We start from the raw sequence: 16,021 nt of genomic DNA on the forward strand, positions 1-16,021 counted from the left end.
GTGGTGCGGCTGGGAAAGGCAAGGCCCTACAAGCCATGCGAGAGGAAATCGCGCAGTTCCGCGGTCTGCGGGGCGCGCAGCATCTGGCCCGGGCCGGTTTCCCAGACCTTGCCCTCGTGCATGAAGATCACGGTGTCGGCCACGCGGGCGGCGAACTCCATTTCGTGCGTGACCAGCACCATGGTCATGCCCTGGGCCGCCAGCGCCTCGATTACCCGCAGCACCTCGTTGGTCAGCTGCGGATCGAGCGCCGAGGTCACTTCGTCGAACAGCATCACCTGCGGCTCCATTGCCAGCGAGCGGGCGATGGCCACGCGCTGCTGCTGGCCGCCCGAGAGCTGTTCGGGATAGGCCCGCGCCTTGTCGGCAAGGCCTACCTGGCCCAGCGTGCGCTGGGCGATCTCGCGCGCCTGGGCCCGGCTCATCCGCTTGACCGCCAGCGGGGCCAGCGTGATGTTCTCCTCGACAGTCAGGTGAGGGAACAGGTTGTAGCTCTGGAACACGATGCCCACGTCCATGCGCAGCCGGCGCAGGTCGACCTCATCGGCATGCAGCGCATGGCCGCATACGACGATCGTGCCTTCGTCGATGCGCTCTAGGCGGTTCATGCAGCGCAGCGCGGTGCTCTTGCCCGAACCGCTGCGGCCGATGATGGCGGTGACGTGCCCCTTGGGGATGGCCAGGGTCACGCCCTTGAGCACCGCGTTGGCGCCAAAGCGCTTATGTACGTTGTTGAGTTCGACTACCGTGGACATCTTGCTTTCCTTCAATCCTGGGCCGCTGGGCGCGCGCCGAAGTGCAGCCTGGCCTCCAGCCGGCGGCTCCAGCGCGATAGCGGATAGCACATGGCGAAGTAGAGGACGGCCACCAGCACGTAGATCTGGAACGGCTGGAACACCGAGTTGTTGATCAGCTGCCCGGCGCGCACCAGCTCCACGAAACCCACGATGGAGGCCAGCGAGGTGTTCTTGACGATCTGGACCATGAAGCCGACCGTGGGCGGGGTGGCGATGCGCACGGCCTGCGGCAGGATCACGCGGTGCATGCGCTGGGTGCGCGACAGGGCCAGGCACTCGGCCGCTTCCCATTGGGTGCGGGGCACCGATTCGATGCAGCCGCGCCAGATCTCGCCCAGGTAGGCGCTGACGTAGATGATCATGGCGATGCTGGCCGCCACCAGCCCGGGCAGCGACAGCCCCAGGATGCTCAAGCCGAAATAGCACACAAAAAGCACCACGAGCAGCGGCGTGCCCTGCACCAGCTGGATATAGCCGATGGTCAGCCAGCGCAGCGGCCTGGCCGGGCTGATGCGGCACAGCGCCACGATCGCGCCGGCCAGCCCGCCGCCGACGAAGGCGATCAGCGACAGGCACACTGTCCAGGCCGCGCCGGCCAGCAGGAAATACAGGTGATGGATGTTCAGGCCGCCGTCGATCATCGTCCCGCTCCTTGCGCGCCCAGCCGGCGGCGGCGCGTGAAGATTAGCTGGCCGAAGGCCCACAGGCCGGCGCGCATCAGCAGCGACAGCGCCAGGTAGGCCACGGCCACCAGGATATAGGCCTCGAACGGCCGGAAAGTGTCGGACTGCACCCTTGCGGCCACCGCCGTCAGTTCCTCCACCGAGATCTGCGAGGTGATGGAGGAGGCCAGCATCAGCAGCACGAACTGGCTGGTCAGGGCCGGGTAGACCTTTTCCATGGCCGGACGCAGGATGACGTGCCAGTACACCTGCCGCCGGCTCAAGCCCAGGCATTCGGCGGCCTCGACCTGGCCCTTGTGGATGGAATCCATGCCGGCCCGCATGATCTCGCAGGAATACGCGCCGACGTTGATGACCAGCGACACCAGCGCCGCGGTAAAGGCCGACACCTTCCAGCCCAGGGTGGCCAGGCCGAAGAAGACCAGGAAAATCTGCACCAGCAGGGGCGTATTGCGCACCACTTCCACATACGCGCCGCAGGCCCGTGCGATCCAGCCGATCCGGCCGCGCCGGCCGATGGCGCACAGCGTGCCGATGACAAAGCCCAGCAAGGTGGCGGGAAACGATAGCTGGATCGTCAGCCAGGCTCCGTCCAGGAACTGGGGCCAGGCGGCCAGCGTGCTGGCGAAATCGAATTCGTAGCTCATCGTCCGCCCATGAGCGCGGGGGGTATGCCGATAGGCATGGGGGTCTCCTCCAGGCCCGGCCAGGGCCTCAATGCATCGGATCTGATGTGATTTGGTGCGTCAGCCTTTGCTGCGCCTTCGTCGATCCGGCCGTGATAGTATCCAGCGCACTCGCGCGCTGTCCAGCGCCAGAAATGATGGTTTTTGATGTATGAAACAGGCCCCCCGCATCATCGACATCGCGCGGCTGGCGGGCGTGTCCACCGCCACCGTGGACCGCGTGCTCAACCAGCGCCCCGGCGTGCGTGCGCCGACGGCGCAGCGCGTGCTCAAGGCCGCCACGCGCCTGGAATACCTCTCGCCCTCGGGCGTGGCGGCCGAGCTGCGGCCCCGCCCGATGCGCCTGGTTTTTCTTTTGCCGGCCGGCTCGAACCGCGTCATCCACATGTTCGGCGATGCCATCGGCTATTCGCAGGAGCACCTGGCGCCTTTCAACGTGCGCTGCCGCCACGAACCGATCGACCAGTTCAATCCCCAGGCGCTGGCGCAGGCCCTGCTGCGCCTGCGGGGCCGTGCCGACGGCGTGGCCTTCATGGCGCTGGAGCATCCGCTGGTGCGCGAGGCCGTACAGGGCCTGGCCCGGGCCGGGGTGCCCAGCGTGACCCTGATCTCGGACCTGCCCGGCTCGGAGCGGGTCGCGTACATAGGGCTGGATAACGTGGCGGCGGGGCGCACGGCCGGCTACCTGCTGGCCAGGCTGGCCGGCGCCCAGGGCCAGGCGGGCAAGTTCGCCCTGATCGCCGGCAGCCTGAGCTACCGCGCGCATCGCGACCGGGAGTTCGGCTTCACGCAGATCATGGAAGAGCAGGGCATGGCCGGGCGCATCATCGGCGCGCGCGAGGGGCTGGACGACGCGGCCATGACCCAGCGGCTGGCGCGGTCCCTGCTGGAGCAGCATCCGGACCTGGCCGGCATCTACAACATCGGGGGCGCCTCCGAGGGCGTGGGCCAGGCGCTCAAGGCGGCGGGCCTGGCCCGCAAGGTCGTCTTCGTCGGGCACGGCCTGACCTCGGATATCCGGGCCCTGCTGATCGACGGGACCATGGACGCGGCGATCATGCAGGATCCGCAGGCGGCCATCCTGAGCTGCGTGCGCGTGCTCAGCAGCCTGCGTGACGGCCGCGAAGGCCTGGAGGCGGCGGCGCGGGCCAAGCCGCTCAGCGGCATCGTGATCTTCCGGGAGAACCTGCCCTAGCGCCCTATCCGCAGGATGCGGCCGGCATCCGCAGGGGCTTGCCGGCCGCGTGGCCGCAGGCGCGGCCGGCGGGGCGCTTGGGCGGCAGCGGCGGCATGTTGGAAAATACCGCCTTGCTTGGAAGAAACACCGTGACGGATTACACCTTGGGCCCGCTGGCCCGCCCCACGGCCGCCCAGCGCTGGAGCCTGCTGGCGGTGGTCAGCCTGGGCCTGCTGCTGATCGCGCTGGACATCACCATCCTGTATACGGCCCTGCCCACCCTGACCCGGGAGCTGGGCGCCACCGCCGCCCAGGGGCTGTGGATCATCAATGCCTATCCGCTGGTGACGGCCGGACTGCTGCTGGGCGCCGGCACCCTGGGCGACCGCGTCGGCCATCGCCGCATGTTCCTGGTCGGCCTGCTGGTTTTTGGCCTGGCCTCGCTGGCGGCCGCCTTCTCGCCGGGCGCAGCCGCGCTGATCGCCGCGCGCGCCTGCCAGGCGGTGGGCGCGGCGGCCATGATGCCGGCCACGCTGGCGCTGATCCGCCTGGCCTTCGAGGACGAGCGCGAGCGCAACCTGGCGATCTCGGTCTGGGCCAGCCTGTCGCTGGTCGGCGCGGCCATGGGCCCGCTGGTGGGCGGGTTCCTCCTGGCGCATTTCTGGTGGGGATCGGTGTTCCTGATCAACGTACCGGTAGTCTGCCTTGCCATCGTCGGGACCTTGCTGTGCGCCCCGCGGCGGCGTCCGGGTCCGGCCAGGCCGTGGGACCTGTGGTCTTCGCTGCTGGGCCTGGTGGCCTTGTCCTCGCTGGTGGCGGCGATCAAGCAGGCCGCGGGCGCGGGATCTTCCTGGCCGGGCATGCTGGCCGCCCTGGCGGCGGCGGGGGCGGCGGGGGCGGCGTTCGTGCGCCGGCAGCGGCGCCTGGCTTATCCCTTGCTGGACTTTTCCCTGTTTCGCAACGCGGCTTTCCTGAGCGGCGTGCTGGGCGCGATTTTTGTCACGTTTGCCACGGGCGGGCTGCTGCTGGCAATCGCCCAGCGCTTCCAGCTGGTGGCCGGCTATACGCCCTTGCAGGCCGGTCTGCTGGTGGCCGCCATCTTCCTGGGCACCTTGCCCAGTTCGCTGCTGGGCGGCGCCTTCCTGCACCGGATCGGGCTGCGCTGGCTGATCGCCGGCGGCCTTGCCGTGGCGGCGCTGGGCGTGCTGCTGGCCGCGCATGCCATCGCGCTGGCCACGGCCGATGCGAGCGCCCAGGCGCCCGCGGCGCTGGCCCGGGCCGCGGCCACGGGCCTGCCGGGCCTGGTGGCGGCGTTGGCGCTGACGGGCGCCGGGTTGGGGGCGACCATTTCGGTGGCTTCCACGGCCATCGTGACCAGCGCGCCGCCGCATCGCGCCGGCATGGCGTCGTCGGTCGAGGAAGTGGCCTACGAATTCGGTAACCTGATCGCCGTGGCCTTGTTGGGCAGCTTGCTGGCCGGGCTGTATACGGCCGGCGTGCAGCTGCCTGCCGGCGCGCCGGCGGCCGCCGGCCAGGGCGTGGGCCAGGCGATGGACTGGGCTGCGCAGGCCGGCCCGGCCGGCGCGGCGGTGGCCCAGGCGGCGGCCGCGGCCTTCGACCGGGCGTATCTCTGGGTGCTGCACCTGGTCGCCGCCGTGCTGGCCGCGGGCGCCGGCCTGACGGCCTGGCTGCTGCGCCGCCACGGCGCGCGCGCCGCGACTTTTGCATACAAGGAATGACCATGTCGAACGAACTGAACGTCAAGCTTCGTCCGCTCGAGCGCGAAGACCTGCGCTTCGTGCATCAGCTCGATAACAACGCCAGCGTGATGCGGTACTGGTTCGAGGAGCCGTTCGAGACCTTCGTCGAACTGGCCGCGCTGTACGACGAGCACGTGCACGACCAGAGCGAGCGCCGTTTCGTGGTGGAGTGCGACGGCCAGAAGGCCGGGCTGGTGGAACTGGTGGAAATCGACCACGTGCACCGGCGCGCCGAATTCCAGATCATCATCACGCCCGAACACCAGGGCAAGGGCCTGGCCACGCGCGCGGTGCAGCTGGCCTTGGACTACGGCTTCAGCGTGCTCAACCTGTACAAGCTCTACCTGATCGTGGACAAGGAGAACAAGAAGGCCATCCATATCTACGAGAAGCTGGGCTTTCAGGTGGAAGGCCAGCTGATCCACGAGTTCTTCATCCACGGCGAATATCGCGACGCCACCCGCATGTGCATCTTCCAGCACCAGTACCTGGCCGCCCAGAAGGCCGGCGGCAAGATGATCACGCCTACCGCGCAGTAGTCACGCCGCGCCTGCGACGCGGCAGCCGATGCGGATCCGCATCCCAATGCCGCCAACGCCCAGGATCGCGCGGCACGAAAAGGCAAAAGAAGGCAAAAGAAAAAGCCTTCGCAAGGCGAAGGCTTTTTAGCAGGGCCGCAGCGCAGCCGGCTTTGCCGGTCCACCCCTTTTGAGGGGGTGAGCGCCAAGCGCCTCCAGGGGCGGGTCCTGGCGCTTCGGGGCCGGGCCCCTTATTTCAGCTTGGTTTCTTTGTAGTCGACGTGCTTGCGAGCGACGGGATCGAACTTCTTGATCAGCATCTTCTCGGGCATGTTGCGCTTGTTCTTGGTGGTCGTGTAGAAGTGGCCCGTGCCGGCAGTGGACTCGAGCTTGATCTTTTCGCGGATACCTTTGGCCATGTCTTGCTCCTGGGTGTGTCAGTGGGCGGGCGGGCTCAGACCGCTTCGCCGCGGGCGCGCAAGTCGGCCAGGACTGCGTCGATGCCGTTCTTGTCGATGGTGCGGATGGCTTGCGCGGACACGCGCAGGCGCACCCAGCGGTTTTCGCTTTCGACCCAGAACCGGCGCGATTGCAGGTTGGGCAGGAAGCGGCGCTTGGTCTTGTTGTTGGCGTGGGAAACGTTGTTGCCCACCATCGGGCCTTTACCGGTCACTTGGCATACGCGTGCCATGATTGCACCTTTATTGTTCGTGCCGGATATCGCTGGGGGAGAGTCCACGGAGGTAAACGCCGCCGGCCTTGCATCCGGCCACCCATCTACGTGGATGAGGCGGTTGCCGCCAGGCATGCTGGAAAACGCATGCGCGGCCTGTCCGCCAAGTGCTTATACCCGCTGAACCCGCTCTAGCCCGGCAAAGAATCTGGCTAAGTGTCAAAGTGCCTGGCTGCAAAGCATAGCGGCCAAAACACGGGAAAATGAAGTCAAGCCAAAGATTCTATTTGGTTTTTTGATCCAGGGCAAGCGCTTTGAGCGCAACCGTGCCGGAAAGCCACGCCAGGCAGCCGCACAGGGCCAGCATGGTGGCCAGCGGCAGGGCCGAAGGCGTCTGCCAGGCGCTGACCAGCATGCCGGATATCGCGCCGCAGCCCAGTTGCAGCGTGCCCATCAGGGCCGAGGCCGCGCCCAGCCGCCGGCCCTGGTCGGACAGGGCCAGCGCCGCCGAGTTGGGGTTGACGAAGCCTTGCGTGGACATGAAGCCGATGATGCAGGCCATCAGCAGGGGCAGGGTGATCCAGCCGGCCAGGGTCAAGGCCAGCGCGGCCAGCGGGAAGGCCGCCAGGATCGGCAGGGCGCGGCGCAGCACGCGGTGCGCCGCGTGCCGGCGCAGCAGGCGGGCGCTGACCTGCGAGCCGGCGATCAGCCCGGCCGCGTTCAGCCCGAACAGCAGGCCATAGTATTGCGGCGGCACGCCGTAGAACTCGATGAACACCCGCGGCGAGGCCACGATATAGGCGAACATGCCGGCCGAGCCCAGGCCGCCGGCCAGGGCGAAGGCCACGAAGCGCCGGTGCGCCAGCAGTTCGGCATAGTTGCGCAGGATGGTGCCGGCCCGCAGGGCGATGGCTTTTTCCGGCGGCAGCGATTCGCGCATGGTGCGGGTCACGAAGGCCAGCAGGATAAGCCCCAGGGCCGCCATCAGCCAGAAGATGCCGCGCCAGCCGGTCAGGCCCAGCAGCTGCCCGCCGATCAGGGGGGCCAGGATGGGGGCGATGCCCATGACCAGCATCAAGGAGGATAGGGCGCGCGCCGAGTCCTGCACGTCCAGGTGGTCGCGGATGACGGCCCGCGGAATGACCACCCCGGCCGCCCCGCCCATGGCCTGCAGCACGCGCCAGATCGTCAGGCTGTGCACGTCGGGCGCCAGCGCCGCGCCGACCGAGGCCACGACGTACAGGACCAGGGCCCCGCACAGGGGCAGCTTGCGGCCGTAGCGGTCGGCCAGCGGCCCATAGGCGATCTGCGCCAGGGCCAGGCCCACGAGATAGGCCGCCAGCGTGCGCTCGACCTCGCCGTGGCTGGCTTGCAGCGACTGGGCGATGGCGGGGAAGGCCGGCAGGTACATGTCGATCGAGAGCGGGCCGATCGCGGTCAGCGCTCCCATCAGGATCAGCCATCCTGGCAGGGCGCGGGTGAGTTTTTCGGAGGGCATGGGGCGGCTGGCGCAAAAGATGTCCCCGCGCCGCGCCTTGCGTGCAGGCGGCGGCCATGGCGGGGAAGGAAGCGGACAACTTTATCATGCGTCCCCTAAGGGTTTTCCTGGCTGAGGATTTCCGATAAATTGCCTCCACAACATTCTGCATGGCTGGGAGGAAACCGTGAATCCAGTGCTGACGGCGGTCGAGCGCAAGCTCAAGTCCATAGATGTGCGGGTACAGCTGGTGATGCCGGACGGCACCCGGGTGGGGGACGACGATCCCGAGGTCATCTTCACCGTGCGCGACAAGGCCGCCTTGACGCACCTGGCCGCGGGCGATGTCGGGGTGCTGGGGCAGGACTACGTCGAGGGCCGCGTCGATATCGAGGGCCGGATGCGCCCGCTGATGGCGGCGGCCGCCCAGCTGCTGCCGGGCACGCCCATCGACGCCGCGCGCGGCGGCTGGTTCACCGAGCTGATCCGGCGCGTGACTTCGGTCTGGCGCCATTCCATCGAACGCGATGCCAGGCAGATCGAGTTCCACTACGATCTGTCCGACGATTTCTACGCCCTGTGGCTGGATCCGCGCCGGGTCTATTCCTGCGCCTACTACCGCGAGCCCGGCCAGACGCTGGCCCAGGCCCAGGAGGCCAAGCTCGATCTCATCTGCCGCAAGCTGCGCCTGTCCCCGGGCGAGCGATTCCTGGACGTGGGCGCCGGCTGGGGCGGCCTGCTGCTCTGGGCGGCCGAGCACTACGGCGTGGACGCGACCGGCATCACGCTCTCGCGTAACCAGCACGCCTACGTCAGCCGCCTTATCGAAGAGAAGGGCCTGGGCGGGCGGGTGCGCATGGAGCTGCTGGACTACCGCAAGCTCGACGAATCCCGGCCCTACGACAAGATCGCCTCGGTGGGCATGTTCGAGCACGTGGGCCGCGCCAACCTGCAGGCCTATTTCGACAAGCTGCGCCGCCTGCTGGCCCCGGGCGGGCTGGTGCTCAACCACGGCATCACCGCCGGCGGCGTCTACAACGCCCAGCTGGGCAACGGCATGGGCGAGTTCATCGAAAAGTACATCTTTCCCGGCGGCGAGCTCACGCACGTCAGCCATGTGCTGGAGAACATCGCCAACGGCGGGCTGGAGGCGGTCGATGTCGAGAACCTGCGTCCGCACTATGCCCGCACCCTGTGGGCCTGGAGCGATGCGCTCGAAGACCGGCTCGAGCAGGCCCGCCAGATCCTGGGCGGCGAGCAGGGCGAGCGTTCGCTGCGCGCCTACCGCCTGTACCTGGCCGGCTGCGCCATGGGCTTCGAGCACGGCTGGATCGCCCTGCACCAGGTGCTGGCCCACGCCTTGCCCAGCGGCCGCCGCGACGAGTTGGACGAGCCCGCCGACCTGGGCTATCCGTGGCGGCGCGATTATATGTACGCTAAGTGACAAAAACGCACAGCCAATAACAGCAGGAGGGCGGGGGCAAAGTGCTATGCTGCGCCCGCGTTAAACCCTCCCCGCGTCCCCGGGGACTTGGCATGGCCCGATGATCGATTCTTCCCCCTGGATGCTGTGGCTGGGCCCGGCGGCCCTTGCCGCCTGGGCGCTGACCGGCCTGGCGCGGCGCTATGCGCTGGCGCGCAACGTGATGGACGTGCCCAACGGGCGCAGTTCGCATAGCCAGCCCACGCCGCGCGGAGGGGGCCTGGGATTCGTGCTGGCCTACCTGGCGGCGCTGGCCCTGCTCGCGCCGATGGGCGGCTGGCCCGCCGGCCAGGTCTGGAGCCTGGCGGCGGCCGGGGCCTGGGTGGCGGCGGTGGGCGCCCTGGACGACCACCGTCCCGTGCCGGCGCGCTGGCGCCTGCTGGCCCATATCCTGGGCGCGGCCCTCGTGCTGCACGGCATCGGCCTGCCCGCGGCCCTGTCCGGCCAGCACTGGCTGCCCGGCTGGTTGGCCGCCCCCGTGCTGGTGCTGGCCTTGGCCTGGGGCCTGAATCTCTACAATTTCATGGACGGCATCGACGGGCTGGCGGCCATCGAGGCGGTCAGCGTGGCCGGCCTGGGCGCGCTGCTCAGCGCGGCGGCCGGCGCGGGCCTGCTGGCCGGCCTGGCGGGCCTGCTGGCCTGTACGGTGCTGGGCTTCCTGCCCTGGAATTTTCCGCGCGCCCGCATCTTCATGGGCGACGGGGGCAGCGGTTTCCTGGGCCTGATGCTCGGCGGCCTGTGCCTGCTGGCCGCGGCCTGGTCGGCCGAACTGATGTGGGCCTGGCTGATCCTGCCGGGCGTGTTCGTGGCCGATGCCACGGTCACGCTGCTGCGCCGCCTGCTGCGTGGTGAAGCGCTCCACCAGGCGCATCGCACCCATGCCTATCAATATGCGGCGCGCCGCTGGCGCAGCCACCCCAGGGTGACGCTGGCCGCGCTGGCCATCAACGTGCTGTGGCTGGGACCGTGGGCGGCGGCAGCCGCCTGGGGCCATGTTTGCGGTCCGCTGGCCTGGCTGGCGGCCTACCTGCCGCTGGTCCTGCTGGCCGTGCGCCTGGGCGCGGGCCGTCCCGAGGCGCCGGCCGCAGGCTAGGCGGCCGCGCTTCCCGCTAGAATTTCCACCCTGTATCCCGGATCGACGGCCTTGAACATTTCTCCGCGCTTACGCACCAGCCTCGTGCTGCTTTTCGACCTGGGCGCCATCGTGGTGGCGTGGCTGGGGGCCTTCCTGATCCGCTTCAATTTCGAATGGCCGCGCGGCTGGGAAGATACCTTGCTGCTGGGCCTGCCCGTGCTGCTGGCCGTCCAGGTGGTCAGCTGCTACATGGCCGGCCTGTACCGGGGCATGTGGACCTTCGCCAGCATGCCGGACCTGAAAAGAGTGCTCAAGGTGGTGGGCGCCTCGGCCCTGGCGCTGCTGCTGTTCGGTTTCATGGGCCGCGAATACGCGGCGCTGCCGCGCTCCATATTGCTGCTGTATCCCTTGCTGCTGCTGCTGATCATGGGAGGCGGCCGGGCCGCCTGGCGCATGTGGCGCGAACACAGCCTCTATGGCGGCAGCAACGGCGGCAAGCAGGGCAAGCCCGTGGTCGTGGTGGGGGCGGGCACCGCCGGCGCGATGCTGGTGCGCGAGCTCGAACGCAGCAACGACTGGCGGGTGGTGGCGCTGGTCGACGACGATCCGGCCAAATGGGGCCTGGAGCTCTCGGGCTATCGCGTGGCCGGCGGCACCGACCGGCTGGTCGAGGTCATGGCCCGCTCGGGCGCCCGCCATGTCATCCTGGCGATTCCTTCGGCCGAGGCTTCGGTGCTGCGCGGCATTACCGAAATCGCCACGCGCGCCGGGGCCTCGCTGTTCACCGTGCCGGCGCTCGATGAGCTGATGAGCGGGCGGGTGGCCATCAACATGATGCGCCCGCTCAAGATCGAGGACCTGCTGGGCCGCGATTCCGTGCGCATCGACGACAAGGACATCCGCGCCATGCTGGGCGGGCGCACGGTGCTGGTGACCGGGGCCGGCGGCTCCATCGGCAGCGAGCTGTGCCGCCAGCTTTCGCGTTTTGCGCCCGGGCGCATCGTGCTGCTCGATGCCAGCGAATTCGCGCTCTACATGATCGAGCAGTGGTTCCGCGAGCATTGCCGCGAGCTGCAGGTGGTGGCGCTGGTGGGCGACGTCAAGGACGAGACCCGGATGCGGCGGGTGTTCCAGGCCTGGCGGCCCGAGGTGGTGTTTCACGCGGCCGCCTACAAGCACGTGCCGCTGATGGAGGTGGACAACGCCTGGGAGGCCGTGCGCAACAACGTGCTGGGCACGCTGGTGGCCGCGCGCCAGGCGCGCGAGTGCGGGGCCGAGCGTTTCGTGCTGATCTCCACCGACAAGGCCGTCAATCCCACCAGCATCATGGGCGCGACCAAGCGCATGGCCGAGATGATCTGCGAGGTGCTGCACCGCGAGGGCGGCCGCACGCGTTTCCAGATGGTGCGCTTTGGCAACGTGCTGGGCAGCACCGGCAGCGTGATTCCCAAGTTCCAGCAGCAGATCGCGCGCGGCGGCCCGGTCACCGTCACGCATCCGGAGATCACCCGCTATTTCATGTCCATCCCCGAGGCCGCCCAGCTGGTGCTGCAGGCGGCGGTGATGGGACGCGGCGGCGAGATCTTCGTGCTGGACATGGGCGAGCCCGTGCGTATCGTCGACCTGGCGCGCAACATGATCCGGCTGTCGGGCTTTGCCGAGGACGAGATCCGTATCGAGTTCACCGGCCTGCGCCCCGGCGAGAAGCTCTACGAAGAGCTGCTGGCCGATTCCGAGACCACGCTGGAGACGCCGCACGCCAAGCTGCGCATCGCCCGCTCGCGCCACACGCCCGACGGCTTCTACCAGGAGGTGACGGCCTGGCTGGGCGAGGACTGCGTCAGCGACGACGCCGTGCGCAGCCGCATCCGCCGTTGGATTCCCGAATACCTTCCATCGTCCTGTTGACGCCCGGCCGGCGCCGCCCTGGCGGCGCATATTGAGGGCCGGGCTTGCCTCATGGGCGCAATTGCGCCTAAAATGCCGCCTTCTTCGTTCAAGCGAACACAAGTTCAGGCGTTCATTCATTTTTTCCCCGAATGCATGCCCTCTCTCGGATGCCCCGCGCATCCGCCTGCTAGTGTCGGTATGTATTGGCGGTTCTGCCCGTCTTCCGCACACCCCCCTTAGCTAAGTGGCCTCGCCTTGGCCCCGGCAGTTCCCCGGCCAGGCGATAACCGTGACCCAAAGGAGGCTAATGCCCATGAGTACCCCGCAATTTCCGAGCGCCCGCGCCGACGTGGCCCGCCGCGCGTCCGTACCCTTGCTCTGGCGCAAGACCCTGAGCGCCGGCGCCATCGGGCTGGCCGCGCTGATGACCGGCTTTGCCGGTACGGCCCAGGCCGCCGATGCGCCGCAGTGCGAAGTCAACCGGCCCGTGAAGTTCGGCGGCATGAACTGGGAATCGAACCTGGTGCTGGTCGAAGTGCAGCGCACCATCCTGGAGAAGGGCTTTGGCTGCCAGTCCGAGGTGCTGCCCACCGAGACGCTGCCGGCCCTGGCGGCGCTAGAGCGCGGCGACCTGGACGTCAACACCGAGATCTGGCTCAACAGCGTGGCCGATCCCTGGAAGAAGGCCGAGGCCACCGGCCGCGTCAAGCGGGTCAACGACCTGTTCATGGGCGGCGAGGCCTGGTTCATCCCGCGCTATACCGCCGAGCGCCTGCCCGAGCTGAAGACGGCCGCCGACCTGCCCAGGTTCAAGGACGAGTTCGCCGATCCCGAGCAGCCCGGCAAGGGCCGGTTCTACGGCTGCCCGGCGGGCTGGGGCTGCGAGGTGGTTTCGGGCAACCTCTACCGCGCGCTGGGCCTGCAGGATTCCTTCACCCTGTATTCGCCCGGCACCGGCGCCGCGCAGAAGGCCGCGCTGACCTCGGCCTACAAGCGCAAGCAGAACGTGGTGTTCTACTACTGGTATCCCACGCCGCTGGTCGGCGCGCTGGACCTGGTCAAGCTGGAACTGCCCGAGTACGACGCCGCCAAGCACGAGTGCCTGACCGCCGCCAAGTGCGAGGACCCCCAGCCCAGCGCCTATCCCGAAAACCCGGTCTTTACCGCGCTCAATGCCGAGTTCATGCGCCAGGCGCCGAACCTGACCACGTTCTTCTCCTCGATGGAACTCGAGAACGAAGTGGTCGACGAAATGCTCGCGCACATGGAAGCGTCCGGCGACGATGCCGAGCAGGTCGCCGAATGGTTCCTCAAGAACAAGCCCGCGGTATGGAGCGCGTGGCTGCCCAAGGACGTGGCCGAGCGCGTCCAGGCCTCTCTCTAAGACTTCCCAAAGCAAGCAGGCCCGCTCGCCCAGGCCGCAACGCCGCCGACAAGAAAAGAACGCATGGTTTTTCCTTGTTCGCCGGCGTGCGTCCTGGGGCGGCGGGCCGTTCCGATTCCGCAACCCGCGCCTGGCCCTCAGCGACGCGGGCGGGCGGATACGATAGGGCCGATACCGTGCCGTGCGGCCATGCCGCGCAGCCCGGCCCGTCTCCCTGGAGTCTTCGATGTTCCCCGAAATCATTTCCGCGCGTGATGTGCGCCGTGCCATCGACGGCTTCGTCGACGGCCTGGTCACCAATTACGCCGACTCGCTCGAAGCCATGGCCCGGCCCATGCAGCATGCGCTGGTCTGGCTGGAGCAACTGCTGCGCACCACGCCCTGGTGGCTGGTGGTGGCGGTGGTCATCGTGATCGCCTACCTGGTCAGCCGCCGCGTGGTGCTGAGCCTGTGCATGGGCGCGCTGCTGTGCGTCATCGGCGTGCTGGGCATGTGGCAGGCCGGCATGCAGACGCTCTCGCTCATGCTCATGGCCGCCTTCATTTCCGTGCTCATCGGCATCCCGCTGGGCATACTCATGGCGCGTTTTAACTGGCTGCGTTCGGGCATGCTGCCCGTGCTGGACGTGATGCAGACCATGCCCAGCTTCGTCTACCTGATCCCCGTGGTGATGCTGTTCGGCCTGGGCAATATCCCGGCGCTGATCGCCACCGTGATCTACGCGGTGCCGCCGCTCATCCGCCTGACCGACCTGGGCATCCGCCTGGTCGACCGCGAGGTGCTCGAGGCCGCCCGGGCCTTCGGCGCCAATGGCCGGCAGCAGCTGTTCGGCGTGCAGTTGCCGCTCGCCCTGCCCAACATCATGGCCGGCATCAACCAGACCACCATGATGGCGCTGTCCATGGTCGTGATCGCCTCGATGATCGGCGCGCGGGGCCTGGGCTACGAAGTGCTGCTGGGCATCAACCGCCTGGAAGTGGGGCGCGGCGTGATGGCCGGGCTGGGCATCGTGGTGCTGGCCGTGCTGTTCGACCGCATCACGCAATCGTACGGGCAGCGCATGCGCCAGGGAGGCCGCCGATGAATCCCGCCCGTCAAGCCGGCCGCACGGCCGCGCGCCTTCCCGCGGGAGCCATCCCGCACGGCCCCCGGAGGGTAATCGAATGAGCAAGATCGAAGTCAGGAACATCTACAAGGTCTTCGGCCCCCATCCGGAGAAATGGATGCCGGCCGTCAAGCAGGGCATGAGCAAGGAGGAACTGCTCGAGCGCAGCGGCCATACCCTGGGCCTGCGCGACATCAGCCTGTCCATCGACGAGGGCAGCATCTACGTCATCATGGGCTTGTCCGGGTCGGGCAAATCCACGCTGATCCGCCACTTCAACCGCCTGATCGAGCCCAGCGCCGGCCAGATCCTGGTCGATGGCGAGGATGTCGTGAGCCTGCGCCGGCGCGAGCTGGAGACCTTTCGCCAGCGCAAGATGAGCATGGTGTTCCAGCGCTTCGGCCTGTTCCCGCACCGCACCGTGCTGGACAACGCGGCCTACGGCCTGGCCGTGCAGAACGTCAAGCGCGCCGAGCGCGAGCAGCGCGCGCGCCACTGGCTCGAGCAGGTGGGGCTGGCCGGTTTCGAGAAGCAGTATCCGCACCAGCTGTCCGGCGGCATGCAGCAGCGCGTGGGCCTGGCCCGCGCCCTGGCCACCGACGCCGAGATCCTGCTGATGGACGAGGCCTTCTCGGCCCTGGACCCGCTGATCCGCCGCGAGATGCAGGACCAGCTGCTGGCGCTGCAGGCCAGGCTGAACAAGACCATCGTTTTCATCACCCACGACCTGGACGAGGCGCTGCGCCTGGGCAACCGCATCGCCATCCTCAAGGACGGCGAGCTGGTGCAGGAAGGCACGCCCGAGGACATCCTGCTCAATCCGGCCAACGACTATGTGCAGGCCTTCCTGCAGGACGTCAACCGCGGCAAGGTGCTCAACGCCACCCACGCGGTCAATCCGCCGCGCCTGACCCTGACCATGCGCTCGCGCCCGGCGCACAGCCTGGAGCGCATGCATGCGCTGGACTACGAGTACGCGCCGGTCCTGGACGGCAAGCGCCTGGCGGGCGTGCTGACGGCACAGGCCGCGCGCCAGGCCGTGGCGGCCAATGTGCGAGACATTTCCAACTATGTGGAAGACCTGGCCTCGGTGCCGGCGGCCACGGGCCTGGACGAAATCCTGGCCCGCCTGCTGCGCAGCGACCAGCCGCTGGCGGTGATCGGCGACAACCAGGAGTTCATCGGGATGCTGTCGCGGCGCAAGGTGGTGGAGTTGGTGACGCCGGCGTTGAACGAGGCGTCCGAGGGGTGATCCAGTTCGTTTGAACACGTCCGCCGAGGCCGGTCGGGGCGTCGGGCGATGCCGTCGCCGT

The 16,021-nt window shown here is 68.4% G+C and carries 15 protein-coding genes; 9 read left to right on the plus strand and 6 right to left on the minus strand.

All coding sequences use genetic code 11. The features are described from left to right. Positions 1 to 26: 26 nt before the first annotated feature. The 3 genes from V8Z80_RS06185 to V8Z80_RS06195 are packed head-to-tail and all read right to left on the minus strand — an operon-like array spanning position 27 to position 2,127. A complete protein-coding gene (locus V8Z80_RS06185; protein ID WP_336061373.1) occupies positions 27 to 755 on the minus strand; it encodes an amino acid ABC transporter ATP-binding protein in 729 nt (242 codons plus the stop codon). An 11-nt stretch (positions 756 to 766) separates the two neighbouring features. Continuing rightward, the gene (locus V8Z80_RS06190) at positions 767 to 1,438 is read right to left on the minus strand and encodes an amino acid ABC transporter permease (protein ID WP_155195226.1); all 672 of its coding nucleotides are present in this window, start codon (positions 1,436 to 1,438) and stop codon (positions 767 to 769) included. Then, a complete protein-coding gene (locus V8Z80_RS06195) occupies positions 1,435 to 2,127 on the minus strand; it encodes an amino acid ABC transporter permease (protein WP_155195225.1) in 693 nt (230 codons plus the stop codon). The genes V8Z80_RS06190 and V8Z80_RS06195 overlap by 4 nt, the downstream gene beginning before the upstream one ends. A gap of 190 nt (positions 2,128 to 2,317) precedes the next feature. Between V8Z80_RS06195 and V8Z80_RS06200 the strand changes: the two genes are divergently transcribed. The 3 genes from V8Z80_RS06200 (at position 2,318) to speG (ending at position 5,642) form a co-directional block, all read left to right on the plus strand. After that, complete coding sequence (locus V8Z80_RS06200) at positions 2,318 to 3,361, plus strand: LacI family DNA-binding transcriptional regulator (protein WP_336061374.1); 1,044 nt, start codon at positions 2,318 to 2,320, stop codon at positions 3,359 to 3,361. A 131-nt stretch (positions 3,362 to 3,492) separates the two neighbouring features. Further along, positions 3,493 to 5,082 carry an MFS transporter gene (locus V8Z80_RS06205; RefSeq protein WP_336061375.1) on the plus strand — a complete coding sequence of 530 codons (1,590 nt, stop codon included), beginning with the start codon at positions 3,493 to 3,495 and terminating at the stop codon, positions 5,080 to 5,082. Further along, positions 5,079 to 5,642 (plus strand): spermidine N1-acetyltransferase, encoded by a 564-nt coding sequence (gene speG, locus V8Z80_RS06210; protein ID WP_336061376.1) that lies wholly within the window; start codon positions 5,079 to 5,081, stop codon positions 5,640 to 5,642. Before V8Z80_RS06205 ends, speG begins: the two co-directional genes overlap by 4 nt. A gap of 230 nt (positions 5,643 to 5,872) precedes the next feature. Here speG and rpmG read toward each other — a convergent pair whose 3' ends face one another. The 3 genes from rpmG to V8Z80_RS06225 all read right to left on the minus strand — a co-directional run bounded on the left by rpmG (position 5,873) and on the right by V8Z80_RS06225 (position 7,792). After that, on the minus strand, positions 5,873 to 6,040 hold the full coding sequence (gene rpmG, locus V8Z80_RS06215) for a 50S ribosomal protein L33 (RefSeq protein WP_003810296.1): 168 nt from the start codon (positions 6,038 to 6,040) through the stop codon (positions 5,873 to 5,875). 35 nt (positions 6,041 to 6,075) lie between these two features. Then, positions 6,076 to 6,312 carry a 50S ribosomal protein L28 gene (gene rpmB, locus V8Z80_RS06220; protein ID WP_155195221.1) on the minus strand — a complete coding sequence of 79 codons (237 nt, stop codon included), beginning with the start codon at positions 6,310 to 6,312 and terminating at the stop codon, positions 6,076 to 6,078. 265 nt (positions 6,313 to 6,577) lie between these two features. Further along, complete coding sequence (locus V8Z80_RS06225; protein ID WP_155195220.1) at positions 6,578 to 7,792, minus strand: Bcr/CflA family multidrug efflux MFS transporter; 1,215 nt, start codon at positions 7,790 to 7,792, stop codon at positions 6,578 to 6,580. Between the two features lie 166 nt (positions 7,793 to 7,958). Here V8Z80_RS06225 and V8Z80_RS06230 point away from each other — a divergent pair, with 166 nt between their 5' ends. The 6 genes from V8Z80_RS06230 to V8Z80_RS06255 all read left to right on the plus strand — a co-directional run bounded on the left by V8Z80_RS06230 (position 7,959) and on the right by V8Z80_RS06255 (position 15,960). Continuing rightward, positions 7,959 to 9,215 (plus strand): class I SAM-dependent methyltransferase, encoded by a 1,257-nt coding sequence (locus V8Z80_RS06230; RefSeq protein WP_336061377.1) that lies wholly within the window; start codon positions 7,959 to 7,961, stop codon positions 9,213 to 9,215. Between the two features lie 100 nt (positions 9,216 to 9,315). Further along, the gene (locus V8Z80_RS06235; RefSeq protein WP_336061378.1) at positions 9,316 to 10,347 is read left to right on the plus strand and encodes an MraY family glycosyltransferase; all 1,032 of its coding nucleotides are present in this window, start codon (positions 9,316 to 9,318) and stop codon (positions 10,345 to 10,347) included. Positions 10,348 to 10,398: 51 nt separating this feature from the next. After that, positions 10,399 to 12,237: a polysaccharide biosynthesis protein gene (locus V8Z80_RS06240; RefSeq protein ID WP_155195218.1), complete on the plus strand. Its 1,839-nt coding sequence runs from the start codon at positions 10,399 to 10,401 to the stop codon at positions 12,235 to 12,237. A gap of 406 nt (positions 12,238 to 12,643) precedes the next feature. Beyond that, positions 12,644 to 13,603: an ABC transporter substrate-binding protein gene (locus tag V8Z80_RS06245; RefSeq protein WP_336061393.1), complete on the plus strand. Its 960-nt coding sequence runs from the start codon at positions 12,644 to 12,646 to the stop codon at positions 13,601 to 13,603. Between the two features lie 226 nt (positions 13,604 to 13,829). Beyond that, positions 13,830 to 14,687 (plus strand): ABC transporter permease, encoded by an 858-nt coding sequence (locus V8Z80_RS06250; protein ID WP_155195216.1) that lies wholly within the window; start codon positions 13,830 to 13,832, stop codon positions 14,685 to 14,687. 79 nt (positions 14,688 to 14,766) lie between these two features. Continuing rightward, on the plus strand, positions 14,767 to 15,960 hold the full coding sequence (locus V8Z80_RS06255; RefSeq protein WP_155195215.1) for a quaternary amine ABC transporter ATP-binding protein: 1,194 nt from the start codon (positions 14,767 to 14,769) through the stop codon (positions 15,958 to 15,960). Positions 15,961 to 16,021 lie beyond the last annotated feature (61 nt).

The organism is Orrella sp. JC864, assembly GCF_037026685.1.
Classification (GTDB): Bacteria; Pseudomonadota; Gammaproteobacteria; order Burkholderiales; family Burkholderiaceae_B; genus Orrella.